The organism is Sphingomonas sp. HITSZ_GF, from assembly GCF_029543155.1.
Taxonomy (GTDB): domain Bacteria; phylum Pseudomonadota; class Alphaproteobacteria; order Sphingomonadales; family Sphingomonadaceae; genus Sphingomonas.
In genome coordinates this window covers 438251-464198 of the sequence record NZ_JARQXA010000001.1, presented here as the reverse complement: position 1 = coordinate 464198, position 25948 = coordinate 438251, and the positions used below count along the sequence as shown (strand labels likewise).

Genomic DNA, 25948 nt, shown 5'->3' with positions numbered 1-25948 from the left:
TTCGTCGATGACCGACCTCGACGCCTTCATCACCGGCCTGCCCAAGGCCGAGCTGCATCTTCATATCGAAGGCAGCCTGGAACCCGAACAGATGTTCGCCTTTGCCCAGCGCAACGGGGTCGCCATCCCCTTCGCCTCGGTCGACGAAGTGCGGGCAGCCTATGAATTCTCCAATCTCCAGGACTTTCTCGACATCTATTATGCCGGCGCCGACGTGCTGCGCACCGAGGAGGATTTCCGCGACCTCGCCCTCGCCTATTTCGAGCGCGTCGCGAAAGACGGCGTCGTCCATGCCGAAATCTTCTTCGATCCGCAGACGCACACGCACCGCGGCATTCCCTTCGGCGTGGTCGCCAACGGCCTGCTCGCCGGCATGGGCGAGGCCGAGGAACGGCTGGGCATCACTTCGAAGCTGATCCTCTGTTTCCTGCGCCATCTCGATGAGGAAGACGCCTTCAAGACGCTGACCCAGGCGCAGCCCTGGATAGACCGGATCGCGGGCGTCGGCCTCGATTCATCCGAAGTCGGCCACCCGCCTTCCAAGTTCGAGCGCGTCTTCGCTGCGGCCGCGGCGATGGGCCTCAAGCGCGTCGCCCATGCCGGCGAGGAAGGTCCGCCCGCCTATGTCGAGGAAGCACTCGACCTGCTGCAGGTCGATCGGCTCGATCATGGCAATCGCAGCCTCGAGGATCCGGCACTGGTCGCCCGCCTTGCCCGCTCGTCGATGACGCTCACCGTTTGCCCGCTTTCCAACGTGAAGCTGTGCAACGTCGCCTCGGTCGACGTGCATCCGATCGACCGGATGCTGGAACTCGGCCTGCGCGCCACCGTAAATTCCGACGACCCGGCCTATTTCGGCGGCTATGTCGCCGACAATTTCCGCGCGATCGCCCAGGGCCGCACGCTCAGCAAGCGTGACCTGGTGACGCTGGCGCGAAATTCGTTTCTTGGCTCGTTCCTTCCCGACGACGCGGTTGCCGCGCATCTCGCCCGGATCGACGCCTATGCAGAGGCCAACGCATGAGCATCATCTTCACCCACTTCACCCATGACGAGATGGTGATCGGCATCCACGCCATCGCCGAAGCCTGCGAGGCGTGGACGCCCACCCTGCTCGTCGGGGTCGGCCGCGGCGGGCTGACGCCGGCGGTATTCCTGTCGCACCGGATGGGGCTGCCACTGGTCTCGATCGACTATTCGACCAAGATCGCCCAGTTCGGCGAGGAATTGGTGTCGGTGCTCGCCCGGCGCACCCGCGACGGCGACCGGCTGCTCTTCGTCGAGGACATCAACGACAGCGGCCGCACGATCGGCGAGATCCGCGCAGCGCTCGCCGACGAAGGCGCCATTGCCAGCCGCGTCAAGTTCGCCGTGCTGCTCGACAATGTCCGCTCCTCGCAGGAAGTCGACTATCGCGCGCGCACGATCGACCGCTCGGTCGACAAGGACTGGTTCGTCTTCCCATGGGAGGCGATGGCGCCGCGCGACACGCTGGCTGCCGAGGCGATGGAGGTTCCTGAACGCCTTGCATGAAATCGCGTTCATTCACCCACGGTCAATCGCGCTTATGCCACGCTCCGCCGCGGACACATCCCTGCCGGCGCGCGTTCGTTCCGTCATAGCAGTGCCCAATATTCTAAGTTCGGAGGAACCATGTTGAGAACTCCCAAGCGCCCCCGGTTCGCAGCGCTTGCTCTCGTCCTCGCCGGCAGCATCCCGCTGTCGGCCTGTATGACGGCAACGCCCTATCAGCCTGCAACCGGCTCCGGCAGCGCCCGCGCCGGCTATTCGGACCAGCAGATCGAGGGCAACCGCTTCCGCGTCAGCTTTGCCGGCAACAGCCTCACCGCCCGCGAGACGGTCGAGCGCTACCTGCTCTATCGCGCTGCCGAGCTCACGCTCCAGCAGGGCTTCGACTATTTCGTGCTGTCCGATCGCGACACCGAGAAGAAGACGGACATCGTCAGCACGCCCAGCGCCTGGGGCTCCGGCCCCTGGGGCTATTGGAGCCCGTCCTGGCGCTTCTATCGCGGCCCGCGCTGGGGCTGGCGCAGCTGGGACCCCTTCTATGACGATCCCTTCTGGCGCGACCGCGACTGGGACTACCGCACCGTCACCCAATATGAGGCTATGGCCGAAGTGGTGATGGGCAAGGGCCCGAAGCCGAATGACAATGTCCGCGCCTTCGACGCGCACGAAGTCGTCGCCCGCCTCGGCCCTTCGATCCAGATGCCGGCGCCGAAGTAAGCGCAAGCAAAACTCCCCTCCCGCTTGCGGGAGGGGTCGGGGGAGGGCTTGTGGCGCCTCCCCTTTTCATTGCCTGAATTCCTCCCCGAGCTTGTCTCGGGGAGGGGGACCGCCGGCCGCAGGCCGGTGGTGGAGGGGCGGATACGAAAAGACCGGCGCAATGCGCCGGCCCCTCCACCAGCTTCGCTGGTCCCCCTCCCCCAGACAAGCTGGGGGAGGAATTGGGTGCCTTACGCCACCTGGCCGTGGCAGTGCTTGTACTTGCGGCCCGAGCCGCACGGGCACGGCGCGTTGCGGCTGACCAGCCCTTCCCACTGCGCCGGATCGGTGCCGAGATCCTCGGCCGACGGCTGGGGAATGCCCATCTGCGGCAGACGGGTGGTCACGAGGCCCGCAGCACCACCATCATAGTCGTAGCTGTCGTCCTCGCCGGTCAGCGGGTCGATATGCGTGGTCAGGAAGTCGGGCAGCTGCGGCAGCTCGGGCGCCGGCTCCATGCGGAACTGGGCGAAAGCGAGCGTTCGGGTCACGTCCTCGCGAATCTGGCCGAGCATGCGCTCGAACATTGCGAAGGCCTCGTGCTTGTACTCGTTGATCGGCGTCTTCTGCGCATAGGCGCGCAGATGGACGACCTGGCGGAGCGCATCGAGCATCGCGAGATGCTCCTTCCAGTGATGGTCGAGATTCTGCAGCAGGATCGACTTCTCGATCTGGCTCCAGGTCTCGGGCTCGAGATCGGCGGCCTTGGCCTCGACCAGCTTGTCCGCCATCTCGCGGACGCGCTCCTCGACGATCTCCGGCTCGATCTGCGCCTCGTCCTTGATCCACTGATCAACCGGCACGTCCAGGTTGAGCGTGCCGACCAGCTTCTCCTTCAGCTCGTCGAGCTTCCACTGTTCGGGATACGAGCCGTGCGGGCAATATTCGCCGATGATGGCGTTCACCGTCTCGGCGCGCATGTCGGTGACGACATCGCCCACCGTATCGGCATCCATGATGTCCGCGCGCTGCTCGTAGATGACCTTGCGCTGGTCGTTCATCACGTCGTCATACTCGACGACCTGCTTGCGGATGTCGTAGTTGCGCGCCTCGACCTTGCGCTGCGCGGTCTCGATCGCCTTGGACAGCCACTTTGAGCCGATCGCCTCGCCATCCTCGATGTTGTTGCGCATCATCTTGGCGAACAGCGTGTTCGAGCCGAAGATACGCAGCAGATCGTCGTCGAGCGACAGGTAGAAGCGGCTGAGGCCCGGGTCGCCCTGGCGGCCCGAACGGCCGCGCAGCTGGTTGTCGATGCGGCGGCTCTCGTGGCGCTCGGTGCCGAGCACGAACAGACCGCCGGCTTCCTTCACCTTCTGCTTCTCGGCTTCGATCTCGGCCTTGATCTGCTGGGTCGCGGCTTCCTTGGCAGGGCCTTCCTCCATCTCGGAAAGCTCGTCATGGACGCGGAACTCGAGGTTGCCGCCGAGCTGGATGTCGGTGCCGCGGCCGGCCATGTTGGTGGCGATCGTCACGGCGCCCAGGCGGCCTGCCTGCGCCACGATATGCGCTTCGCTCTCGTGGTGGCGCGCGTTCAGCACGTTATGCTCGACGCCTTCCTTGTTGAGGAACTCGGAGAGCATTTCGGACTTCTCGATCGAGACGGTGCCGACCAGAACCGGCTGCCCCTTGGCGGCATGCAGTTTGATCTTCTTGGCGATCGCCGCGAACTTTTCCTCGAGCGTCTTGTAGAACTCGTCTTCCTCGTCGACGCGCTGCACCGGCAGGTTGGTCGGGATGGTGACGACGTTCATCTTGTAGATGTCGAAGAATTCCGGCGCCTCGGTCGCAGCCGTGCCGGTCATGCCGCCCAGCTTGGGGTACATGCGGAAATAGTTCTGGAAGGTGATCGAGGCGAGCGTCTGGTTCTCCGGCTCGATGTTGACGCCTTCCTTGGCTTCCACTGCCTGGTGCAGGCCGTCCGACCAGCGGCGGCCGTCCATCATGCGGCCGGTGAACTCGTCGATGATGACGACCTTGTCGTCCTTCACGATGTAGTCGATGTCGCGCTTGAACATCACGTTCGCGCGCAGCGCCTGGTTCAGGTGGTGGACGACCTGGGTGTTCTCGAAATCGTAGAGATTGGCGCCCTGGAGCAGCCCTGCGGCTTCGAGCATGCGCTCGACCTTTTCGGTGCCGTCCTCGGTCAGCACGATGGTGCGCTGCTTCTCGTCCATCTCGTAATCGTCTTTGACGAGCTGCTTCACGACCACATCGACGCCCATGTAGAGCTCGGACTTGTCGTCGGTCGGGCCCGAGATGATCAGCGGGGTGCGTGCCTCGTCGATCAGGATCGAGTCGACTTCGTCGACGATCGCGAAGTTGAACGGGCGCTGCGTCATCGAGGCGCGCTCGTACTTCATGTTGTCGCGCAGATAGTCGAAGCCGAACTCGTTGTTGGTGCCGTAGGTTATGTCCGCGGCATAGGCCTCGCGGCGCTGGTGATCCGACAGGTTCGGGATGATCACGCCGGTGGTCAGCCCGAGGAAGCGATAGACGCGGCCCATCCACTCCGCGTCACGCGAGGCGAGATAGTCGTTGACGGTGACGACGTGCACGCCGTCGCCAGGCAGCGCGTTGAGATAGGTCGCCAGCGTGGCGACCAGCGTCTTGCCCTCGCCGGTACGCATCTCGGCGATCTCGCCGCGGTGGAGCACGATGCCGCCGACCATCTGCACATCGTAATGGCGCTGGCCGAGCACGCGCTTGGCCGCCTCGCGCACCGTGGCGAAGGCTTCGGGAAGCAGCGCGTCGAGCTTCTCGCCATTGGCGAGACGCTCGCGGAACTTCACGGTTTGGCTCGAAAGCTCCTCGTCGCTCATCGCCGCGATCGAAGGTTCGAATCCATTGATCTTGTTCACGATGCCGCCCAGCGACTTCACATAGCGATCGTTCGAGGAACCGAGCAGGGTCTTGGCAATGCCGCCGAACATGGATTTTCCAGTCTAAATCTAGGGTGGTCGGACGGGCGCGCCACCAGGGTCGGCGCCCGTTTGGATGCTGAAACGGAAAAAGCGGCCGCTAGGGTTCAGCGGGCCGCGAAAAAGCTCATTCGAGCCGGCGCTCGAACGGCAGATGCAGCGCCACGATGGGCTGCTGAAGGGCAGAGAGCGGAAGGGCCTTTTCGGGCCGGAGCAGCGGCACGGCCACCGCAGGCGCCGCGCGCCGGGCAGGAAGCACCGCCGCCTGGGCTGCCTGCGCCGCCTGGACCACCGCCACGCCCTGCACCTGCCGCATCCCGCCGCGATCGGCCTGACCGACGCCGGTCAGGCTCGCGAGGAAGGCAGTCAGGAGAAGCAGCAGTTCCAAAAACGAAGCTCGCAAATGCCCTAGGCGCCCCAGAACGCGGGGACGTGCTTCGGCGACATAGTAATTCCGATCGGCTTCGTCCAATCGAAAGCGAATTTTCCGCCTGTCACAGGGCGGTGCGGGCCCGCGCGCAGGGCGCCCGGGCCCGCGCAGATCACTTGCCCGGCGCACCGCCGGTGACGAATTCCACGGCAGCCGAGCGCGATGCCGGCGCCTTGCCACCCTCGACCGGCAGCTTGATCGTCTGCACCTGCTGGCAGGCAACCTTGTCGATGCCCGGGCTGCCGCTCGACTGCTCGAGCGTGCAGGCCGTGACTGCGCCCTTCTTGTCGAAATCGAGATGGACGATCGGCGCCGAGGTGTAGCTGGCGGGCAGCTTCTGCACGGTGATCGTCATGATCGGAGCGGAAGCGGACTGGCCGGCCAGCGCCAGCAGGGTTGCGAGAATCATGGAAAGCCTTTCAAGTCAGAAGCGACCTGCATCCTTGGTATCATCGGCGCGAAGGAAGTCCACGCATCGCGCAGGTTAGCGCGCCGGACCGCTGCAACGGGGCGGCAAGAGCACCGCCATGGCCGCCGAAAGCAATTGATCTTTCCCCCCGCTTGCCCGAAGCGGTCGCCAGCTTAGCAACAGGTCCGCCCATGTCCATCGAACGCTCCCCGCTCGCGCTGCCCTTCCCCGCCATTCCAGCGATTTCCGGCGTCACCACCCGCGTGGCGCGGGCGCGCTACAAGAACTGGGACCGCTGCGACCTGACCTTCATCGAGCTGGCGCCGGGCACCACGGTGGCGGGCGTGCTGACCAACAGCAAATGCCCCTCGCCCGAGGTGGAATGGTGCCGCAAGGCGCTGCCGCTCGGCCAGGCGCGTGCGCTGGTGGTCAATGCCGGCAACTCGAACGCGTTCACCGGCAATCGCGGCCGCGCCGCGGTGGAGGCGATCGCCGCCCGCGCCGCCGCGCATCTGAACTGCCAGCCGTCGGACGTGTTCGTCTCCTCGACCGGGGTGATCGGCGTGCCGCTGCCGATCGACAAGGCCGAAGCGGGCCTCGACGCCGCCTTCACCGCCGAGCCGTGCAGCTGGGAAGACGCCGCCGCGACGATCATGACCACCGATACCTTCACCAAGGGCGCGACCGCGCAGGCGGTGATCGGCGGCAAGACGGTCAACCTGATCGGCATCATCAAGGGATCGGGCATGATCGCCCCGGACATGGCGACGATGCTCGGCTTCCTCTTCACCGATGCCGCGGTCGATCCCGGCTTCCTGCAGGCAGCACTGAGCGACGCCAACGGCAGGACCTTTTCGTGCATCACCGTCGACGGCGACACCTCGACCAGCGACACCGTGCTCGCCTTCGCCACCGGCGCCGCGGGCAATGCTACGATCGCCAGCGACGAGGACGACGGCGCCGACGCCTTCCGCGCCGCACTGCAGGACGTCTGCCACCAGCTCGCCCAGCTCGTCGTGCGCGACGGCGAAGGCGCGCAAAAGCTGATCGAGATCACCGTGGAAGGCGCCGAGAGCGACGCAAGCGCGCATCGCATCGCCATGTCGATCGCCAATTCGCCGCTGGTGAAGACCGCGATCGCCGGCGAGGACGCCAATTGGGGCCGTGTCGTCATGGCCGTGGGCAAGGCCGGCGAACCCGCCGAGCGCGACAGACTCGCCATCCGCTTCGGCGCCACCCAGGTGGCGCGCGACGGGCTGGCGGTGGAAGGCTATGACGAGGCCCCGGTCGCCGCGCATCTCAAGGGCCGCGAGATCGAGGTCGGGGTCGAGCTGGGCCTGGGCGAAGGCCGCGCCACCGTGTGGACCTGCGACCTGACCCACGGGTACATCTCGATCAACGCCGACTACCGGAGCTGAGATTGGTGCAGCCGGGCATGGAGGGCGGCTGCCTTTGCGGTGGCATCCGCTACCGGCTGGCTTCCGAACCCACCGACGCGGGCTGGTGCCATTGTCGTACGTGCCAGCTGAACTCGGGTAGTCCGGCCATGGCCTTCGCCACTGTGCCAGTCGCGGATTTCGTACTGCTGGCGGGCGCAGACCTAGTCGGCAGCGTCGCCTCCAGCGAGACCGGTGAGCGCCGCTTCTGCACGCACTGCGGAACGCCGCTGCTGATGCAGGACAAGGGCGCCACCACGGTGGATTTCAGCCTGGCGACGCTGGATGAGCCCGGCCGCGTGCGGCCGGGCTTCCACATCTTCTACGAGAGCCGGATCGGCTGGGCGGAGGCCGGCGACGACCTGCCGCGCCACCCCCGCTCGCGCCGGGAATCAGGCAGCGCTTAGAGCGCGCTCTCCAGCCACTTCTTGATGCCATTCTTGGGCATCGCGCCGACCTGGGTGGCGGCGGGCTGGCCGTCCTTGAACAGAATCATCGTGGGGATGCCGCGCACGCCGTACTTGGTGGGAGCATCGGGGTTCTCGTCGATGTCGATCTTGATGATCTGCACCTGATCGGCCAGCTCCTCGGCCAGCTCCTCGAGCGCGGGAGCGATCATCTTGCACGGCCCGCACCATTCCGCCCAGAAATCGACGAGGACGGGCTTGCCGGCCTCGAGCACGTCTGCGGAAAAGCTGGCGTCGGTGGTCGCCTTGGTGGCCATGGGTAGAACTCCTGATACGATGTTGGGGCTAATCTATGATGCGACCTCGCCGGGTCAAGCGCGCGAGCCCAAGCTTTGCTCCATCGGCAACAAGCCGGGCTTGTGCGCAGCGAGCAAATCCGGGGGCAGCAGGTGGAGGACGGGGCCTGCCGCATAGAGCAGCCCCGCCTCGACCGTACGCCCAGGGAAGATGACCGCCAGCGCGGCGGCATAGGCGGCCATCTGGCGGAGATGATAGGGCGGGATCGCCTCGAGGCTGGCCGGCGCGCGGCGGCCGGTCTTGAAGTCGATCACCCGGACATGGCTGTCGGTCACCACCAGCCTATCGACCGTGCCCGAGACGACCAGCCCCTCGCCCACCACCGCGGCGATCGGCGCCTCGCCGAGCGAATCGGGGCCGAACAGCGCGGAAAAGCGCGAGTCCTCGGTCACCGCCAGCGCGGCGCCGGACAGCTCGGCGCGAAGGGCGGGGTCGGCCACGCCCCCTGCCCCGGCCAGCCAGCGCTCGGCGGCGGCAGGGCGATCGGCGGGGCTAACCGACGGCAATCGCTCGAAAAGCGCGTGGAGGAGCCGGCCGCGCTCGGCAGCGGCGCGCATCGCCGGGGTGGGAGGCGGATCGGCAACGGCATCGTCACCCAGCGACGAGGGCGCGAGGGGGCGCGGCGGACTGGCTTCCTCGGGCGCCGGGCGCCGGGCCCAGCCGGGCAGGACCGCAACCTCGGCCGTGATCTCGGCAGGGCGCGGCCTCGACGCCACCGGCGGCTGGGGGTTCAAGCCCCTGAATTCGCGCACTTCTCCCTCGGGCACGCCGAGCGCGTCGAGCGCGGCGGCACTGGCGGCGTACCAGCTCTTCGCCGGGGGCATGCCCTTGGCCATGGGGCCTAAAGCCCCAGCGACGACCAGTTTTTCCTCGGCGCGGGTGGCGGCGACGTAGAACAGACGCCAATGCTCGCTAAGTTCGCGCGCATCGGCTGCTTCGATGACGTCGGCCAGGGCACCCCGCTCAGAGGACCGGGGCCGGAAGATCGGCAGCTTTCCGGACGCTTCAGACACTTCCCAACCCAGAAAGTCGCGCGGGGAACGTGTGGGGTCGACCGTGGCATCGGCGAGGATGACCAGGGGCGCCTGCAGCCCCTTGGCGCCGTGCGCCGTCATCACCCGCACCGCCCCTTGCGGCTGGGCGGCATCGCGGACGATCTCGACATCGCCGCGATCGAACCAGTCGAGGAAGCGCTGCAACGACGGCGTCGCGGTCTTCTCGAAGTTGAGCGTCGCGTTGAGCAGCTCCTCGATCGGATCGCGCGCCTCCTCCCCCAGCCGGCGGAGCAGCTTGCGGCGGCCATCGAGCGGCCCGGAGAGAATTTCCTCGAGGAAGCGATAGGGTGTCGCGATATCGGCACGGGCAAGCAGCGCGTAGAGCGGCGCCAGCCGCTCCTCCGGCTGGGTCCGCCGCAGGTGCCGCCAGAGCCCGCCAACATCGCGGACCGCAGCGTCCAGTAGCTCCTGCTGGCTCCACCCGATCAGCGGCGAGACCAGCAGTGAAGCAAGCGACAGATCGTCCTCGGGCTGAAGCGCGAAGCGGATCGCGGCGAGCAGGTCCTGCACCGCCAGCGGCGCGTTCAGCCGCAGGCGATCGACGCCCGCCACCGGCACGCCCTCGGCATACAAGCGGGCGACGATCAACGATGCCAGTTCGCCGCGGCGCTTGACCAGGATCATCACATCCTCGGGCGCAAGCATGCGGCCCTTGCTCTCCAGCGGGAGCGTGCCGATCCAGCCCTTGATCGCCTTGGCGATGTCGCCGGCAAGCTTGCGAGTGGCATCGCTAACCCATTCCTCTTCGTCCGCCTCGCTGCCGCCTTCGGTGACCGGCGGCCAGAGCGTTACGCTGCCCGGGCCGGGCACTTCGCTGGCATGCTCCTCGCGGTCCGAAAGCTCGCCCATGCCCGGCAGCGGCAAGACGCCGAGCGCGGCGTCGACGAACTCGAGCACCGGGCGAGTCGAGCGGAAGCTGTGGGTGAGCGACAACTCCTCGACCTCACGCGGCTCGGGCTTGCCCTCGTCGAATTCGTAATCGGGATCGGCCTCGACCCTGGACAAGCGGAGGAAGCGTTCGAACGCGGCACGGAAGAAGATCGGATCGGTGCCCTGGAAGCCGAAAATCGCCTGCTTGTAGTCGCCGACGGTGAACAGCGTGCGCATCGTCGTGGCTCGAACGCCCTCGCCGACGAAGAACTCGTCGGCGATCGCGGCGACGATCTGCCATTGCTGCGGATTGGTATCCTGCGCCTCGTCGATCAGGACATGCTCGGTCGCCTGATCGAGCTTGTAGCGCACCCACTCGCCCATGCCGGGCTCGGCGAGCAGCGCAACGGTGCGGTGGATCAGATCGTTGAAATCGACCGCGCCGAGGCGGCGCTTGGCCTGGGCATAGGTCTTGGCATAGACGCGGCCTGCCTCAAGCCCGCGGGCTAGCAGATCGGCGTATGCGGCCTGGGTCTTCATGCCGAGCAGCTGCGAGCAACTCTCGAACAGGCGCATCGCATAATCGGCATAGGCCGGCTCCTGCGGCGCCTGGCCCTTGCCGAAGGAGCGCGGCTCGCCCTTGGCGGTGGCCCAGATACCGTGGAGATCCGCGAGGCCGGCGGCGCGGGCTTCGGGGCTCCTCGACAGCCAGGCGGCGGCGATATCGGCGCGCTCCAGGCCCCTGCCCGTGCCCCAATCGGCGTTCATGATCGTCAGCGCGCGCAAGCTTCCGAGATCGAACTGATCGTCGGCGCAGCGGCGGGTGATCTCGGCGTCGATGTCTCCCAGAGGAAGCCCGAGCGCTTCGCGCAGATAGGGCTGGATCAGCAGCGGAAGCTGGGACAGCGACTCCCTTTCCCTGGCACAGGCCTTGAGGAAATCCTCGGCCTTGCCCTCCCCCAGCCGCAGCGACAGCGCGCCGACTGCATCCACGACCCAATCCCGATGTTCGCGCTCGGCATCGACGAGCATCTCGGCGAGCGCTTCGCGGGCCAGCACGGCCTCTTCGCGCTGGTCGAGCGGGCGGAAGCCGGGAACGAGGCCCGCTTCCATCGGGAAGGCGGCGAGCAGCGACTGGCAGAAGCTGTGGATCGTCTGGATGCGGATGCCGCCACCGGGCGCATCGAGCACCTTGGCGAAGAGCTGGCGGGCCTTGCCGATCATCTGCTCTGTCGCAGTCTCGCCCAGCGAAGCGAGGTCGGCACGCAGGCTACTTTCGTCGATTCGCACCCATCTAGCGAGGCGGCTGGTGACGCGTTCCGACATCTCAGCCGCGCCTGCTTTGGTGAAGGTGAGGCAAAGGATCGCGCCAGGGTCGGTGCCGTGCAGCAGCAACCGCCAGACCCGTGCAGCCAAGACCTGCGTCTTGCCGGTGCCTGCGGACGCAGACAGCCAGATATGGCGCTCCGGGTCGCTCGCTCGGCTCTGGTTACCCTTCAGGGGATGGAGCTGACGGACTTCAGACATTTTCTAGTTCCGTCATCCCCGCGAAGGCGGGGATCCAGAGCCAAGCAGTACTGGACGGGCAGAGTAACCCTGGATCCCCGCCTTCGCGGGAATGACGGTTGTAGGATTGAGGTGCTGCTGTTCCCCGGCGAACGCCGGGCCCCACGGCCACAAGCGAGCCGGCAGAAAAACCCTGGGCCCCGGCTTTCGCCGGGGAACAGTGAAGAAGTCGGTGATCGAGCCCAGCCTTTCCCCGGCGCAGGCCGGGGCCCAGACTTGAAAGTCGCGCGCCCTGGCGCGCCTTCGCCGCGCACGCCGAGACTGGCCCCCGGCCTTCGCCGGGGTAAAAGAAGGACAACGGCGCGGGGGCGCGCGCTCCCTTCACGGCGAGCCGAACCTCACTCACGGCCATACCATTCGTCGAGCCGCATCAGCTGGTCGTATTCGGCGTAGGGCGCATATTCGGGGTGGAGCTTGGCGGTGAAGGGTTCGTCGCCCGTCAGCCACATCCGCACCGCCTCGCCGAAATGGTGCGCGGCAAGGTCGACGAATTCCTCCGCCGGGATCGGCTCCTTCTTCTTCGGATCGACGGGACTGTCGACATAGCCGAAGCCGCCGGTGCGCGGGGAGCGGGCGAGCGACCAATATTCGAAGGCGCGGGCCATGCCGTCGATATCCTTGAACCCGCCCCGCTCGGCGATCAGCCCGAGCAGGCCCAATTGCAGGCTGAACCCGGCGCGGACGGCGCGGGTGCTGGGGGGCTGGCCGGTCTTGTAGTCGATGATCGCGAGGCTGCCATCGGGCAGGCGATCGATGCGATCGAACTTGCCGCGCAGCTTGACGCCCTCGAACTCCACGTCGCCGTCGAGCTCGACCGCGAGCACCTTGCGATCCGGGTTCTCGGCGATCTGGCGGGCAATCCAGTCGATCGCTTCCATCAGGCGCGGCTGCCAGAGCGCGCGCATCATCGGATGGGTGCGCTCGTCGACCAGCATCGCCTCGGCCCGGGCGCGGAGCCTGGCCGGATCGCAATTATCGAGTTCAAACCATTTCTGAAGAACATCGTGTACCGCCGTGCCGCGCCACGCCGCGCTGGGATCGGCATCGACCGGATCGAGCGGTGCAAGCTTGAGCATGCGGCGCGCGTAAAAGGCATAGGGATCGGCCTTGAGGCGATCGACTTCGGTGACCGAGATCGCCTTGGGGCGCGCTTCCACCGGAGGCCTTGGCGCAGGTTGTTTGGCGTATTCATGGACGCCAGGATTGTCGATTGCGCGAACCCAGGCGGCAAGATCGGGCGCGCGATCGAGGCCACCGGACAAGGCTTCGAGGCGGAGCCAGAAGCGCGAGGCGATCGTAGGCGCGGTGGCGTCGCGCCGGGCGCGGGTGAGTAGCACTTCGGGGGCACCGAGCGCGCCGGCCAGATCGTGCGCGGCAAGGCCGATGCGGCGTTCGAGGCCGGGCAGATCGAGCTCGGCGCGGATGCGCGGGGCGAGCCAAGGATCGGGTGCGGGCAGCGCCGGCCAGACGCCTTCGTTGAGCCCGGAGAGGATCATCAGGTCGGCGGTCTGGAGGCGGGCTTCGAGCTGGCCGAGAATGGCGAGGCGCGGATGACCGCCCTGGGGCGGGCGCACCGCGATGCCGTCCATCAGCGTGCGCAGCATCGGGGCAAGCGTGTCCGGATCGGCGCGCTGGGGGCCGTCCGCGGCTTCGCGTTCGAGATCGTCGAGCAGGGTCGCGGCGGCACGGCCCTCGGCGCGGCTCCACAGCGCGTCTCCGCCAAGCGCTTGGGCGGCTTCGCGCAACGCGGCGAGGAGCTGTGGGATCGGCTGGGTGCCGGCGGCGAAGGCGGCTTCGAGCGGGACGAGCAGCGCCTTCGCCTCGGGCCACCAGGCTTGTGCCGCCTTGCGCAGCGGCCCGTCCCTGCCCTCCTGCTCCGCCAGATGGCGGTCGATGCCGGCGAGATCGGGCGCCGGCCGGGGCCCGCGCAGCGCGCGATCGAGCAGGCGGGCGCCATCGAGCCACAGGGTGCGCGCCTCGGGCATCACCAGCGGGTGCTTGAGCAGCGTCAGCAGCGGCAGCGGGGCGAAGCGCTGGGCGGCGGCATCGGCGAGCGCGAGCAGCAAGGTGCCGGGCGGCAGGATCGACAGCGGCTGGCCGGCGGAATCGTCCACGGCGATGCCCCAGCGGGCGCAGTGGGCGGCGACGCGGCGGGCGAGCGCGCGATCGGGGGTGACGAGGGCCGCGGTGCGCTCGGGAGTTTCCAGCACCTGGCGGAGCGCCAGCGCGATGGCCTGGGCTTCCTCCGCGGGCGTGGCGACTTCGAGGACGCGGACGCCGCCCAGCCGGCGCTCCTGCTCGGGGAGCGTGGTCCAGCCATGGGTGAGTTCGGGCGGCTGCATCGCCGAGGCGATCGCCTTGCTGCGCGAAGGCGCCGCGTCATGCTCGCTGGCGAACATCCAGGGATCGAACTCGTCGCGGTGGACGCCCATCCGCTCGAGCAGCAATTTCAGGTGGAATTGCGGGTGGGTCTCGAGGTTGCGCTTGCGGCGGCCGGTGGCCGGATCGGGCGCGTGGGGACCGAGCATGTCCCATTCGGCCTCGCTGATCGAGATTGCGAGATCGGGGAGGACGACCATGCCCTGGGGCAGCTCGGCGACGACGCGCTGGAGCCGGGCGATGGCGGGCGCGCTGGCGGTGATGCCGGCGGCGCAGACGAAACCCTGGGGCGGAGCTGCCCGCCAGCGCTTCGCCACCTTGTCGATCAGCCGGCGGCGGCGATCGGCGAGATCGATGCGGCCGAGCCGGGCGAGCTCCGCCGGCCAGCGATCGAGGACGATGCGGAAGAGCTGGAGCGACTTGTCCCAATGGCCCTGTAGTTCGCCTTCGAGTTGCAGATCGGCGAGCCGGCGCGGCGGCACCTCCTCGATGAGCAGCTGGTCGAGCGTCTCGGCAAGGTCGCCGGCGAGGCGGACGGCTTCGGCGGCATCGTGGCGGGGCTCGGCCTGCTGGATGAGGCGAGCGAGGATGAGCTGGCGCTGGAGCGGCGAGACCGCGGGGGGCACGGGGTCCGGGTCGGCGGCGGCATCGAACACCGCTTCGTCCAGCTCGGGATCGCCGACCGCGACGAGGCGCGGCAAGAGCAGGCCGCCGCCGCTGGCGCGGACGAACGCGTCCTGGATCGCCTTCTTGGCGCGGTTGTTGGGGAGGAGGACGAGGCCGCGGGCTAGGCCCATCGGGTCGGCCCCAAAGCGCCGGATCAGCCCGTTCGCCAGCGCATCGGCAAAGGCGCGGTGCGGGGGGATGGTGTAGAGGTGGAGGGCGTCGGGCATGGGTCGCATGAGACTTAGCCGTAATCGTCATCCCGGCGAAAGCCGGGATCTCATGCGGCTCTTTTCGCGCCTTCGCCTGAGATCCCGGCTTTCGCCGGGATGACGGATTTGGTTCACACCGTCGCCAGTATCTCTTCGGCCTCTTTCACCGCGCCGGGGGTGCCGACGTCGAACCACAGGCCCTGATGGACCACGCCCCAGAGCCGGCCGGCTTCCATCGCGCGGGTCCAGAACAGGTTGGTCGAGAACGGGCCCTCGGGCCAGTCGCGGATCACGCGCGGGTGGATGATCTGGGCGCCGGCATAGACGAAGGGCGCGAGGCGGCCGGGCTTGCGGCGCTCGGTGATGCGGCCGAGCGGATCGAGGCGGAAATCGCCCTGCCCCTTGTGGCTATAGGCGCGCGCAAGCGGGACGAGCAGGAGGAGCGCGTCCATCTTGTCGTCGTCCCAGGCGGCGGCGAGCGCATGGAGCGAGGTGATCGGGCCGTCGACCCAGAGCGTGTCGCTGTTCACCGTGAAGAAGGGCTTGTCGCCGAGCATCGCGCGGGCCTGGACGATGCCGCCGCCGGTCTCCATCAGCTGGGCGCGCTCGTCGGAGATCAGCACGTCGATATCGCCGGCGCGGGCCTTGAGATGCGCCTCGACCTGGTCGGCGAGATAATGAACGTTGACCACCGCGCGCTTGATCCCCGCCTCGCGCAGATGATCCATGGTGTGGTCGAGCAGCGTCCTGCCCGCCACCTCGACCAGCGGCTTGGGCCGGGTGACGGTGAGCGGGCGCATGCGCTTGCCGAGGCCGGCGGCCATCACCATCGCGGTCTCGGGCATGGCGACGTCCGGATTCGGGCGCAGCGAATAGGTGGCGGCGGGTTTCATGCCCCGGTCTCAGGCCTTGGTCAGCGCGAGCGGGTCGCCGCGCAGATCGAGCGGGACATTGGCCTCGAACCAGTCGGCGACGGGCTTCAAGGCGGGGTGCTGGAGGTCGCGGTTGAGATAGGTCCAGACGCGCGGGCACAGGCCGGGGTAGCGCGGCTTGCCGTCGCGCACCCAGAGCCGGGTGAAGATGCCGACGATCTTGGCGTTCCGCTGGGCGCCGAGCACGTGATAGGCCACGTCGAACGCGTCGCCGGCACCGGTGATACGCTTGTAGCGATCGAGCATCGCGGTCTCGAGGCTTTCGGGCACGTCGCGGCGGGCGTCCTGCAGCAGCGAGACGAGGTCATAGGCGGGATGGCCCGCCAGGGCGTCCTGGAAGTCGAGCAGGCCCAGGGTCTCCGCGCTACCGTCGATCAGCATGATGTTCTCGACATGATAGTCGCGCAGCACCGTGACAGGCGTGTGACCCGCCAGCACGGGAGCAAGGACCTGGTCCCAGGCGGCGCGGTAGCCGTCAAGATCGACCTCGAGGCCGACCGCGGGGCAATACCATTCGGGCAGCAGATCGGCCTCGCGGTGATATTCGGCAAGGCTGTAGGGCTTGAGGATGTCCGCGGCGGGATGCTCGGCGAGGCGGATGAGCAGGTCGATCGCCTCTTCGTAGAGGCGCAGCTCGCTCTCCGGCGCGGCGTCGACGGTCTCGCGCATGCGGGCGTCGCCGAAGTCCTGGATCAGCACCAGCCCCTCGGCGAGGTCCTCGTGGAGGATCTCGGGCGCGGCGAAGCCGTGGCTGGTCAGCCAGCGCGCGATGTCGATGAAGGGGCGCGGATCCTCGTGCGGCGGCGGCGCGTCCATCAGGATCGCGGTGCGGTCATGCTCGACCACGCGGAAATAGCGGCGGAACGAGGCATCGCCGGCGAGCGGACGAATCTCGGCGCCGCCCCAACCGGCGGCAACGAGGAAGTCGGGCGCCGCGGCGGGCGGATTCATGTCAGGAACCATCGGTCCTTCCATGCCGCCGGGACTTTGGCTGTCAAGGCGCGCGCGCCGTCCGGTGCCACATCCAGGGACAACCACAGCGCATCGTGCCACGCCGCATCCCCCAGCCGCTCGGGCCATTCGACGACGAGCAGCGAATCGATCCGGGCATCGTCGAGGCCCAGTTCCTCGGCCTCGGACGGATCGTCGAGCCGGTAGAGGTCGACATGGAGGACCGGGAAGCGCACCTCGGGCGGATCATAGGGCTGGACGATCGCGAAGCTGGGCGACGGCGCCTCACCCTCCAGCCCGAGCGCGGCGAGCAGCCCGCGGGCGATGCTGGTCTTGCCCGCGCCGAGCGGGCCGGACAGCGCGATCACGTCGCCCGGGCGGGCGAGTTCGGCGAGGCGGCGGCCGAGTTCGAGCGAGGCTTCGGGGCCGACCAGGATCATGCGCGCGGCAGCTCGACGGTGATCAGCGTGCCCTCGCCCGGCTCGGAGATCAGCTCGATGCGGCCGCGATGCGCCTCGACGAACTGCCTGGCGATCGGAAGCCCCAGCCCCAGCGTGCGCTCCGAGCCGCGGGCATTGCCGAACTGGGCGAAGCGATCGAACGCGTTCGCCGCCGCCTCGCGGCTCATGCCCGGGCCATTGTCCGACACGATGACGCGGGCGACGCGGCCATTGCCGTCGAGATGGAGCAGCACCCTGCCCTGTTCGGGCGTCGCCGCCACGGCGTGGCGCAGGAGATGCTCGATCACCTGGCGGATGCGGCGGGCATCACCGGTGATCGTGCCCGCGCTGCCGGCATTCTCGACCACCAGCTCGATCTGCTTGGCCTTGGCGAGCGGCGCGACCGCCTCGGCGGCGTTCTGCGCGGCGATCTCGATATCGACCGGCGCCCTTTCCAGCGGCGCGCCTTCGCTCTGGGTGAGGTCGAGCACTTCGTCGATCATCGTGCCGAGCCGCTCGACCGAAACGAGGATCGCCTCCGAATATTCCGTGCCGCTGTCGCTCAGCGGGCCGGCCAGGCCGCTGTGCAGCATCTCGGCAAAGCCCTTGATCGAGGTGAGCGGGGTGCGCAGCTCGTAGCTCATATTGGCGAGGAACGAGGTCTTGACCCGGTCCGCCGCCTCCAGCGCCTCGTTGCGGGCGCTGAGCGCGCGCTCGGCGCGGTGATGATCGGTGGTGTCGAGCATCGTCACCAGCGCGTTGCCGTCGGGCAGCGGCACCGCGGTGATGTCGAAATGCCGGCCATTGGCCAGCGCGATGCTCGACCCGCGCGACTGGCGGTCCTGCGCGGCGATGCGGATGAGATCGCCGATGATGTCGGCGCGCGACGCCTTGGCGAGCTTCGGCCCGGCGGCGCGGACGAGCTGCTGGACCTGGGGGTGCCCGTCGAGGAAACTCTCCTCGAAGTCCCAGACCTGGCGGAACTTGCGGTTCCACAGCTGGAGCCGCCCCTTGCCGAACACCGCGACGGCTTCGGCCAGGCTCTCCAGCGTGGCGGTGCGCACCTGCTGCATCTCGCCATGCTCGCGCTGCAGCTCGAACTGCTGGGTACGGTCCTCGAACAGCAGGAGCAGCCCGCCCTCGGGCAGCGGCTGGGCGACGACGCGGAGATGGGTCTGGCCCAGGCTCCAATTCTCCTCGATCGCATCGGCCGCGACGAACCATTCGCGCCGCTCCGCCTTCCAGGCCGGATAGTCACGCACTTCGGGCAGGCGATTGGCCTCGCGCATGCGATCGAGCACGCGATCGAATTCGGGGCGATCGGCCAGCCACTCGTTCTTGACCGCGAACATGCGGCGGAAGGGCTGGTTCGAGAAGATCAGGCTGCGATCGGCGCCGAACTGCGCCACGCCCGCCGAGATGCGATCGAGCATCGCACGCTGCGCCGCGGCGAAGCGCTTGAGGCCGCCCCGCGCCTGCTCGAGCTCCTCGATGTCGACGGCGAAGCCGGCGACGCCGCCGGTGGGCAATGGCATGTCGTGCAGGCGCAGCATCCGGCGCTTGCCGTCGATCGTCGCGGGCATGGCGGCGGTCTGCGGCTCGCCGGTGTCGCGCGCGATCGCGGCATTGGCGAGCGGCCCGCCCATGCCGACACCCTCGACCAGCTCGAGCCCGCGCTCGACCACGTCCTCAGCATCCTTGCCCTCGACTGCCTCGACATAGGCCGAGTTGACCATGAGCAGCCTGAGGTCGCCGCCGCGATACCACATCGGCATCGGTGCAGCCTCGATCAGCGCGGTGAGCGCGTCGAAGGCGGCGCGCAGGCGCGTGGCCTCGCGCTGGAGGCGGTTGAGCTCTGCCTGGCTCTCGGTGGCGTCGAGGAACCAGAGCACGACGCCGCCGGGCGCGTTGACCTGTTGCGGCGCGCGTTCGCCGATCACCAGCAGCGCGCGTTCGGATCCGCGCGCGCGGACGGAAAGGCTGAACGGCTTGCCTGCCTTTTGCGCGGCGGCGACGTGGACGCCGAGCGCATCGGCGTCCTCGGCGAGCAGCCCGGCATCCTTCGTGCTCAGATCCGCCAGCTCGCGCGGCAATTCCTTGAAGCCGAGCCAGTCGCCGAGCCGACGCGGCAGCTCGATCCGGCCATCCGCGCGCACCAGCATCGCCTGGGCCGGCGAGCCACTGACAAGCGCGGCGAGCCGGACATTGGCTTCGGCGATGGCGGCAGCCTCTGCACGGGCGCGCAGCCCGACGAACAGCGCCCAGACGCCGCCCAGCACGAGCAGCGCCAGCACGGCGCCCGCGATCACCGCAGCCGATTGGGGAATGATGATCAAGCCGCGCTCCCGCGGCCCAGCCTTGCAGTCATTTTCTTCCCTTAGGCAAAGCCGTGCCGCTCGGGAAGCCGAATGCGGCGGCTTCGATTAGCCGCAACACATCAGAAACATATCATTCAAATTGACGCCGCGTTAAGGGAATTTCGCGCGCAAAAAGGCGATAAATACCGCCATTTCAGACAATTGTGTTGCTCGACCGCCACATGGGGGCGACAACTCTGTTGCTCATTTGTGACCTGCTTGAAACATGGGTTCAGCGGGTTCTACCCTGCGGCGCAGCAGAGCCATAAAAAAACAAGGCTCGGGCAAACATGGGGACCATCATGAAGAAACTGAATTTGCTGGCGTCGACGACGCTGGGTTCGGCGGCAATGGCCACGCTGGCATTTGTCGCTACGCCCGCTTTCGCGCAGGAAACCCCCGCGCCTGACCAGACTGCGACGACCGTGCCCGCCACCGTGCCGGAAACGCAGCAGGCCACCCCCGCCGAGGATACCGGCGGCATCGTGGTGACCGGCTCGCGCATCCGCCGCTCGACCTTCAACAGCCCCTCGCCGATCGCCGTGATCGATCCCGAGCAGGCCGAGAAGCGCGGCGTGATCGACACGGCCGAAATGCTGATGTCGAGCCCGATCGCCTCGGGCTCCTCGCAGGTCACCAGCGCGATCTCGTCGAACTTCGTCACCGATGGCGGCCCCGGCGCCTCGACCATCTCGCTGCGCGGCCTGGGCGCGAACCGTACGCTGGTTCTGCTCAACGGCCGCCGCGCGGGTCCGGCCGGCACCCGCGGCGCAGTTTCCGCGTTCGACCTCAACGTGCTGCCGCAGTCGATCATCCAGCAGGTGCAGATCGAAAAGGACGGCGCTTCGTCGGTCTATGGTTCGGACGCGGTTGCCGGCGTGGTCAACCTGCTCACCAAGACCAAGACCGAGGGCCTGGAGCTGAACGCGTTCGGCTCGGCCACCGAAGGCGGCGGCGGCGACCAGTATCGCATCAGCGGCGCCTGGGGCACCGAATGGGGCGGCTCGATGGGCGGCCACGTGATGTTCGCGGCCGACTATTACAAGCAGACCGAGCTGGCCGCGGGCGACCGCGACTATCTGAGCTGCCCCGAGGACTATGTCTATAACAGCGCCAACCAGCGCACCGACCTCGTCAACCCGGTCACCGGCAAGCCGCGCTGCTCGCAGCTGAGCTGGGGCCAGGTCTATCTGTACAGCTACAACGCCGCCGGCACCGCGCTGGTCGGCTCCGGCCGCGGCGGCTTCTCCTATCCGGGCGAGAATCTGGGCAACTATGTGCCCAACCTGCGCCCGTCGCTCGCCGCCACCGGCTTCGGCGTGCCGGGCAATTTCTACCAGATGGGCTATGACCCCGCTTCGGGCTCGATCGACCATCTCTACAGCCCGATCTATGGCCAGGACACGGTGATCCCGGAGACGAAGCGCCTGACCTTCTACGGCGACGCCTCGATCCACCTGGGCGAGCATGTCGAAGCCTATGCCGAAGGCCTGTGGAACCGCCGCGAGTCCAAGCAGAACGGCTCGCGCCAGTTCTGGAACTACATGTACACCGAGGATTGGGGCGGCCCGGCCACCGGCTTCACCGGCAACGGCTTCATCAGCCCGACTCCGATCACCGATCACTTCGATTCGAGCCAGCGCGTCGATTACTGGCGCGCCGTGGGCGGCCTGCGCGGCGACTTCGGCTCGTTCCTGAAGGGTTGGACCTGGGACGGCTACGTCCAGTACAGCAAGTCGGTCGGCACCTACACCCAGGACCAGATCTACCAGGACGCGATCGACCAGCAGAGCTGGCGCTTCGACGCCTGCCAGCCGGGCGAAGTGACGGCGGTGCGCGGCGCGCCCTGCGTCGACGTGCGCTGGACCGATCCGGAGTTCCTCGCGGGTGCTCCCAACGCTGCCGAGCGCGCCTATCTGTTCGGCGTCGACACCGGCAAGACCGTGTACAAGCAGCTCGCTGCCGAGTTCAGCGTCACCGGCCCGATCGTCACGCTGCCCGCAGGTGACCTGGCCGTCGCCGCGGGCGTCGCCTGGCGCCGGGATTCGATCAATGACCGTCCGGGCGACATCGTCTGCGGCGAAGTCGTCGGCGATCCCTATGGCTGCGAGAACAACGCCTGGGGCGTCACCACCTCCGGCGTGACGGCAGGTCACAACATCACCGAGGAAGCCTTTGGTGAAATCGATCTGCCGCTGATCCACAACACGTCCTTCATCCAGGCGCTCAACCTGTCCGCTTCGGGCCGCTACACCCAGTTCAAAGCGACGAGAGCGTCCGATGGTGCGACGGCGACCGACAAGAACAACTGGACCTACAAGGTCGGCGCCAACTGGCAGGTGAACGACTTCCTGCGCTTCCGCGGGTCGTGGGGCACCAGCTATCGCGCACCGGCACTGTTCGAGCAGTTCCTGGCCGACCAGTCGGCCTTCGTCGCTCGCCGCTCGGTCGACCCGTGCATCAACCTGGGCCTGAACCCCTCGCCGAACGCCATCCTGGTGGCGAACTGCGCGGCCGATGGCATGGGCCTGAACTTCACGGGCGGCAACAACTCGAGCGTCGAGATCGTCTCGGGCGGCGGCCTGGGCGTGGTGAAGGCGGAAACCTCCACCGCGAAGACCGCCAGCGTGATCCTGACCCCGAAGTTCGGCTTCCTGCCGAGCACGCGGATCAACCTCGCCGTCGATTACTTCAACATCGAGGTGAAGGGCGAGATCAGCAAGCTGGGCGGCTCGGCGATCGTCAGCGGTTGCTACCTGTCGAACTTCTTCCCGGGCGACCCGCTGTGCGGCCAGTTCGACCGTGATCCGACCACCCACGCGATCACCCAGATCCGTGACCAGTACATCAACATCAACTCGCAGAAGAACGAGGGCATCGACGTCACCGCGAACATCTCGCAGGACCTCGGCAACCTCGGCAAGCTGTCGGTTACGGCGGAGATGACCTGGCAGACGGTCGATTATGTCGCGCTCTACGAGGGCACTCGCCAGAACTATAATGGCGAGGACGGCGAGCCGATGTGGACCGGCGCGTTCAATGCTTCGTGGGAGAAGGGCAGCTTCTCGATCTACTACGGGCTGAACGTTGTCGGCGGCACTTCGGACGTGGGCGACTGGCTGGAGGACAATCCCGCCACCAACGGCAGCCTCTGCACCACCAGCGCGCTCTATCCGGGCGGCTATTGCGAGAAGCTGCGGGCGAAGCCGACCTTCTACCACAGCCTCTCGATCACCAAGGAGCTGCCGCACCTGCAGATCACGCTCGGTGTGACCAACCTGTTCAACACCAAGCCGCCGCGGGTCTCGATCTACGGCAATGGCGAGATCACGACGCTCGGCCAGAGCGTGTTCTCGTCGCAGTACGACATGCTGGGTCGCCGCGGCTTCCTCAGCGTGAAGGGCCGCTTCTGATCGTCGGCCCGGGGCTTCCGCGCGGAAGCCCCGGGCTTGCGGACAAGCGTATCGAACGGCAAACCGGCGGCAGTCACGTCGCCGGTTTGTCTTTTTTTGGCCGTGTGATTGCAGGGAAACCGAATGCTACAGCCGATCGTCCGGATGAAGCCCGACACGCTCAACCAGGAGAATCTCCGCTTCGAGCAGGCGCCGCTGCGCCAGGGCGTGTTCCTCAACAGCGTGCCCAAGAGCGGCAGCCACCTGCTGCGCAACATCATGCGGATGTTCGTGCCGGTGGAGCAGCAATATCATGCGCAGTTCATCCAATGGGCCATTCTCGGCCAGCACCTCGCCGCCTTCGACCGCAACAAGCCGCAGCTGAGCTGGGGGCACCTGTTCTTCGCCGACGATTCGGCGATGGAGCTGGCGCGCACCCGCAAGATCCTGCTGGTACGCGACCCCTATAGCTGGGTGCTGGCGCGGGCGCGCTTCTTCCTGTCGGAGGAGTTCAGAGGCAATATCGACCGGCTCAAGCAGGGCGAGCTGACCGTCAACGAGCTGCTCAACCTGATGATCTTCGGCATCTACCAGAAGGCGCCGCCGATGGTGGACGTATTCACCCACAATGCCGTCGCCTGGCTGGGCACCGGCGCCTATCTGGTGCGCTACGAGGACCTGGTGGCGCAGCTCAAGAACCTCGAGAGCCGCGAAGCCGAGTTCTTCTTCGCCAACCTGCTCGACGCCTGCGGGATCGAGATGCCGGGCGACTGGCGCGAGCGGGTGCGCACCGGCTCGGACCGCAAGCAGAGCGGCACCGCGCGCGAGAACCTGACCGCGGGGGTCGAGATCGAGTTCCCCGACGAGCTGCCCGAGATGCAGAAGCGGCTGGTCGACTTCGCCGTGCCGGGGGTGCGGGAGATTTTGGGGTATCGGTAAGCCGCCCCTGCCCCGCGCCTTCGCCTGAGATCCCGGATTTCGCCGGAAGGACGGAAACGGAAAGGGCCGCGCTTCCCGAGGGAGGCGCGGCCCTTTCTGTTTGGGTTCGTCGATCGCTTAGTAGCGATAGTGATCCGGCTTGAACGGGCCTTCGACCGAGACGCCGATGTAATCTGCCTGCTTCTGGCTGAGCTTGGTGAGCTTCACGCCCAGCTTCTCCAGGTGCAGCGCCGCGACCTTCTCGTCGAGGTGCTTCGGCAGGACATAGACTTCGTTCTTGTACTTGTCCGAACCGGTCCACAGCTCGATCTGGGCGAGGACCTGGTTGGTGAAGGACGACGACATCACGAACGACGGGTGGCCGGTCGCGTTGCCGAGGTTCACCAGGCGGCCCTTCGACAGCACGATGATCTTCTTGCCGTCCGGGAACTCGACTTCGTCGACCTGCGGCTTGATCTCGGTCCACTTCATGTTGGCGAGGCCGGCGATCTCGATCTCGCTGTCGAAGTGGCCGATGTTCGAGACGATCGCCATGTTCTTCATCGCGCGCATGTGATCGACGGTGAGCACGGCTTCGTTGCCGGTGGCGGTGACGAAGATGTCGGCGCGGGTGGCAGCCTCTTCCATCGTCACGACTTCATAGCCTTCCATCGCCGCCTGGAGCGCGCAGATCGGATCGACTTCGGTGACCAGAACGCGGGCGCCGCCGTTGCGGAGCGACGCAGCCGAACCCTTGCCGACGTCACCGAAGCCGGCGACGCAGGCAACCTTGCCGGCGAGCATCACGTCGGTGGCGCGACGGATCGCGTCGACCAGCGATTCCTTGCAGCCATAGAGGTTGTCGAACTTCGACTTGGTGACGCTGTCGTTGACGTTGATCGCCGGGAACGGGAGCTTGCCCTTCTTCGACAGCTCGTACAGGCGGTGGACGCCCGTGGTGGTCTCTTCCGAGACGCCCTTGATCGTCGCGACGGTCTTGGTCAGGTAGCCCGGACGCTCGGCGAGGAAGCGCTTCAGCGTGGCGACGAAGATCTCTTCCTCTTCGTTCGACGGGGTGAACAGCTCCTCACCCGCCTCGACGCGCGCGCCCCACAGCGCGAACATGGTGGCGTCGCCGCCGTCGTCGAGGATCATGTTGCAGGTCTGGTCCTGGCCCCAGTCGAAGATACGGATGACGTAATCCCAATATTCTTCGAGCGTCTCACCCTTCACGGCGAAGACGGGGATGCCGGCCTCGGCGATGGCGGCCGCGGCGTGATCCTGGGTCGAGTAGATGTTGCAGGTCGCCCAGCGCAGCTCGGCGCCGAGTTCCTTCAGCGTCTCGATCAGCACGGCGGTCTGGATCGTCATGTGCAGCGAACCGGTGATGCGCGCGCCCTTGAGCGGCTTCGAGGCGCCGAACTCCTGGCGCAGCGCCATCAGGCCGGGCATTTCGGTCTCGGCGATCTCGATCTCCTTGCGGCCAAAGGCGGCAAGCGAGAGGTCCTTGATGACGTAATCCTTGTCGAGCACGGTAGCCACGAGCTGTCTCCAGATGTGAATCGTTTACGCGCCGGGAATCGCCGGCTGCGGATGGGGGCGCACTACAGGCTTCGACCGGCGCGCGCAACCCGGATATAAAGATATCTTTATATGTCGCTTGACGCCGCGCTCCGATGCGCGGATGCTTAGGGAGTCGAGGTTCTTCCGGCTTGCCCGGAAGCTAAGACGGGAAGCCGGTGCGAAACCGGCGCTGCCCCCGCAACTGTAAGCGGCGAGCGGCGATCCAGCCATGTCACTGGGGCCTGACCGCCCTGGGAAGACGGATCGTCCGCGCTGACCCGTGAGCCAGGAGACCTGCCTCCGACGCGATAACGTCCACCGGCGGGGTGCCCGGTCTGGCCGCTTGCATGCCGCGGCCGGGCCATCCGTCCGTTCGCGGCCCGTATGCGTGTCCATGCCGGTCT

The 25948-nt window shown here is 67.3% G+C and carries 18 protein-coding genes and 1 riboswitch; of the genes, 7 read left to right on the top strand and 11 right to left on the bottom strand.

Going from position 1 to position 25948, the window contains the following annotated elements; genetic code table 11:
* Window positions 1–7 precede the first annotated feature (7 nt).
* The 3 genes from P6144_RS02295 to P6144_RS02285 all read left to right on the top strand — a co-directional run bounded on the left by P6144_RS02295 (window position 8) and on the right by P6144_RS02285 (window position 2247).
* A complete protein-coding gene (locus tag P6144_RS02295) occupies window positions 8–1024 on the top strand; it encodes an adenosine deaminase (RefSeq protein WP_277766101.1) in 1017 nt (338 codons plus the stop codon).
* Complete coding sequence (locus tag P6144_RS02290; RefSeq protein ID WP_277766100.1) at window positions 1021–1533, top strand: phosphoribosyltransferase family protein; 513 nt, start codon at window positions 1021–1023, stop codon at window positions 1531–1533. Before P6144_RS02295 ends, P6144_RS02290 begins: the two co-directional genes overlap by 4 nt.
* Before the next feature lie 120 nt (window positions 1534–1653).
* On the top strand, window positions 1654–2247 hold the full coding sequence (locus P6144_RS02285; RefSeq protein ID WP_277766099.1) for a hypothetical protein: 594 nt from the start codon (window positions 1654–1656) through the stop codon (window positions 2245–2247).
* Between the two features lie 230 nt (window positions 2248–2477).
* On the opposite strand, the gene secA is transcribed toward P6144_RS02285, so the two are convergent.
* The 3 genes from secA to P6144_RS02270 form a co-directional block, all read right to left on the bottom strand.
* Complete coding sequence (gene secA, locus P6144_RS02280; RefSeq protein ID WP_277766098.1) at window positions 2478–5219, bottom strand: preprotein translocase subunit SecA; 2742 nt, start codon at window positions 5217–5219, stop codon at window positions 2478–2480.
* A gap of 115 nt (window positions 5220–5334) precedes the next feature.
* Window positions 5335–5595 carry a hypothetical protein gene (locus tag P6144_RS02275; protein WP_277766097.1) on the bottom strand — a complete coding sequence of 87 codons (261 nt, stop codon included), beginning with the start codon at window positions 5593–5595 and terminating at the stop codon, window positions 5335–5337.
* Between the two features lie 154 nt (window positions 5596–5749).
* On the bottom strand, window positions 5750–6046 hold the full coding sequence (locus P6144_RS02270) for a hypothetical protein (RefSeq protein WP_277766096.1): 297 nt from the start codon (window positions 6044–6046) through the stop codon (window positions 5750–5752).
* Between the two features lie 191 nt (window positions 6047–6237).
* On the opposite strand from P6144_RS02270, the gene argJ reads away from it, so the two are divergent.
* Together argJ and P6144_RS02260 are read left to right on the top strand one after the other, a co-directional pair.
* Window positions 6238–7464 (top strand): bifunctional glutamate N-acetyltransferase/amino-acid acetyltransferase ArgJ, encoded by a 1227-nt coding sequence (argJ, locus tag P6144_RS02265; protein ID WP_277766095.1) that lies wholly within the window; start codon window positions 6238–6240, stop codon window positions 7462–7464.
* A 17-nt stretch (window positions 7465–7481) separates the two neighbouring features.
* Window positions 7482–7889, top strand: a complete 408-nt coding sequence (locus P6144_RS02260) for a GFA family protein (protein WP_277766754.1) — start codon at window positions 7482–7484, stop codon at window positions 7887–7889.
* On the opposite strand, the gene trxA is transcribed toward P6144_RS02260, so the two are convergent.
* From trxA to P6144_RS02225, 7 genes are all read right to left on the bottom strand, one after another.
* A complete protein-coding gene (gene trxA, locus P6144_RS02255; protein WP_277766094.1) occupies window positions 7886–8206 on the bottom strand; it encodes a thioredoxin in 321 nt (106 codons plus the stop codon). The genes P6144_RS02260 and trxA overlap by 4 nt on opposite strands.
* Before the next feature lie 54 nt (window positions 8207–8260).
* On the bottom strand, window positions 8261–11698 hold the full coding sequence (gene addA / locus P6144_RS02250; RefSeq protein ID WP_277766093.1) for a double-strand break repair helicase AddA: 3438 nt from the start codon (window positions 11696–11698) through the stop codon (window positions 8261–8263).
* Between the two features lie 377 nt (window positions 11699–12075).
* Window positions 12076–15009: a double-strand break repair protein AddB gene (gene addB, locus P6144_RS02245; RefSeq protein ID WP_277766092.1), complete on the bottom strand. Its 2934-nt coding sequence runs from the start codon at window positions 15007–15009 to the stop codon at window positions 12076–12078.
* 113 nt (window positions 15010–15122) lie between these two features.
* Window positions 15123–15884 (bottom strand): nucleotidyltransferase family protein, encoded by a 762-nt coding sequence (locus P6144_RS02240; protein WP_277766091.1) that lies wholly within the window; start codon window positions 15882–15884, stop codon window positions 15123–15125.
* Between the two features lie 9 nt (window positions 15885–15893).
* The gene (locus P6144_RS02235) at window positions 15894–16874 is read right to left on the bottom strand and encodes a phosphotransferase (RefSeq protein WP_277766753.1); all 981 of its coding nucleotides are present in this window, start codon (window positions 16872–16874) and stop codon (window positions 15894–15896) included.
* Complete coding sequence (gene tsaE, locus P6144_RS02230; RefSeq protein WP_277766090.1) at window positions 16871–17314, bottom strand: tRNA (adenosine(37)-N6)-threonylcarbamoyltransferase complex ATPase subunit type 1 TsaE; 444 nt, start codon at window positions 17312–17314, stop codon at window positions 16871–16873. The genes P6144_RS02235 and tsaE overlap by 4 nt, the downstream gene beginning before the upstream one ends.
* Window positions 17311–19650 carry a HAMP domain-containing sensor histidine kinase gene (locus P6144_RS02225; protein ID WP_277766089.1) on the bottom strand — a complete coding sequence of 780 codons (2340 nt, stop codon included), beginning with the start codon at window positions 19648–19650 and terminating at the stop codon, window positions 17311–17313. The genes tsaE and P6144_RS02225 overlap by 4 nt, the downstream gene beginning before the upstream one ends.
* Before the next feature lie 323 nt (window positions 19651–19973).
* Here P6144_RS02225 and P6144_RS02220 point away from each other — a divergent pair, with 323 nt between their 5' ends.
* Both P6144_RS02220 and P6144_RS02215 read left to right on the top strand, forming a co-directional pair.
* On the top strand, window positions 19974–23084 hold the full coding sequence (locus tag P6144_RS02220) for a TonB-dependent receptor (protein ID WP_277766088.1): 3111 nt from the start codon (window positions 19974–19976) through the stop codon (window positions 23082–23084).
* 123 nt (window positions 23085–23207) lie between these two features.
* Window positions 23208–24002: a hypothetical protein gene (locus P6144_RS02215; RefSeq protein ID WP_277766087.1), complete on the top strand. Its 795-nt coding sequence runs from the start codon at window positions 23208–23210 to the stop codon at window positions 24000–24002.
* Window positions 24003–24119: 117 nt separating this feature from the next.
* Here the strand turns inward: P6144_RS02215 and ahcY are convergent, their stop codons facing one another.
* Complete coding sequence (gene ahcY, locus P6144_RS02210) at window positions 24120–25523, bottom strand: adenosylhomocysteinase (protein WP_277766086.1); 1404 nt, start codon at window positions 25521–25523, stop codon at window positions 24120–24122.
* Between the two features lie 140 nt (window positions 25524–25663).
* Window positions 25664–25861, top strand: a riboswitch (cobalamin riboswitch).
* The last annotated feature ends 87 nt before the right edge of the window (window positions 25862–25948 follow it).

Coding starts and splice junctions, on each gene's coding strand:
- P6144_RS02295 (WP_277766101.1), top strand. CDS start 8: ATGACCGACCTCGACGCCTTCATCACCGGCCTGCCCAAGGCCGAGCTG.
- P6144_RS02290 (WP_277766100.1), top strand. CDS start 1,021: ATGAGCATCATCTTCACCCACTTCACCCATGACGAGATGGTGATCGGC.
- P6144_RS02285 (WP_277766099.1), top strand. CDS start 1,654: ATGTTGAGAACTCCCAAGCGCCCCCGGTTCGCAGCGCTTGCTCTCGTC.
- secA (WP_277766098.1), bottom strand. CDS start 5,219: ATGTTCGGCGGCATTGCCAAGACCCTGCTCGGTTCCTCGAACGATCGC.
- P6144_RS02270 (WP_277766096.1), bottom strand. CDS start 6,046: ATGATTCTCGCAACCCTGCTGGCGCTGGCCGGCCAGTCCGCTTCCGCT.
- argJ (WP_277766095.1), top strand. CDS start 6,238: ATGTCCATCGAACGCTCCCCGCTCGCGCTGCCCTTCCCCGCCATTCCA.
- P6144_RS02260 (WP_277766754.1), top strand. CDS start 7,482: ATGGAGGGCGGCTGCCTTTGCGGTGGCATCCGCTACCGGCTGGCTTCC.
- trxA (WP_277766094.1), bottom strand. CDS start 8,206: ATGGCCACCAAGGCGACCACCGACGCCAGCTTTTCCGCAGACGTGCTC.
- addA (WP_277766093.1), bottom strand. CDS start 11,698: ATGTCTGAAGTCCGTCAGCTCCATCCCCTGAAGGGTAACCAGAGCCGA.
- addB (WP_277766092.1), bottom strand. CDS start 15,009: ATGCCCGACGCCCTCCACCTCTACACCATCCCCCCGCACCGCGCCTTT.
- P6144_RS02240 (WP_277766091.1), bottom strand. CDS start 15,884: ATGAAACCCGCCGCCACCTATTCGCTGCGCCCGAATCCGGACGTCGCC.
- P6144_RS02235 (WP_277766753.1), bottom strand. CDS start 16,874: ATGAATCCGCCCGCCGCGGCGCCCGACTTCCTCGTTGCCGCCGGTTGG.
- tsaE (WP_277766090.1), bottom strand. CDS start 17,314: ATGATCCTGGTCGGCCCCGAAGCCTCGCTCGAACTCGGCCGCCGCCTC.
- P6144_RS02220 (WP_277766088.1), top strand. CDS start 19,974: ATGAAGAAACTGAATTTGCTGGCGTCGACGACGCTGGGTTCGGCGGCA.
- P6144_RS02215 (WP_277766087.1), top strand. CDS start 23,208: ATGCTACAGCCGATCGTCCGGATGAAGCCCGACACGCTCAACCAGGAG.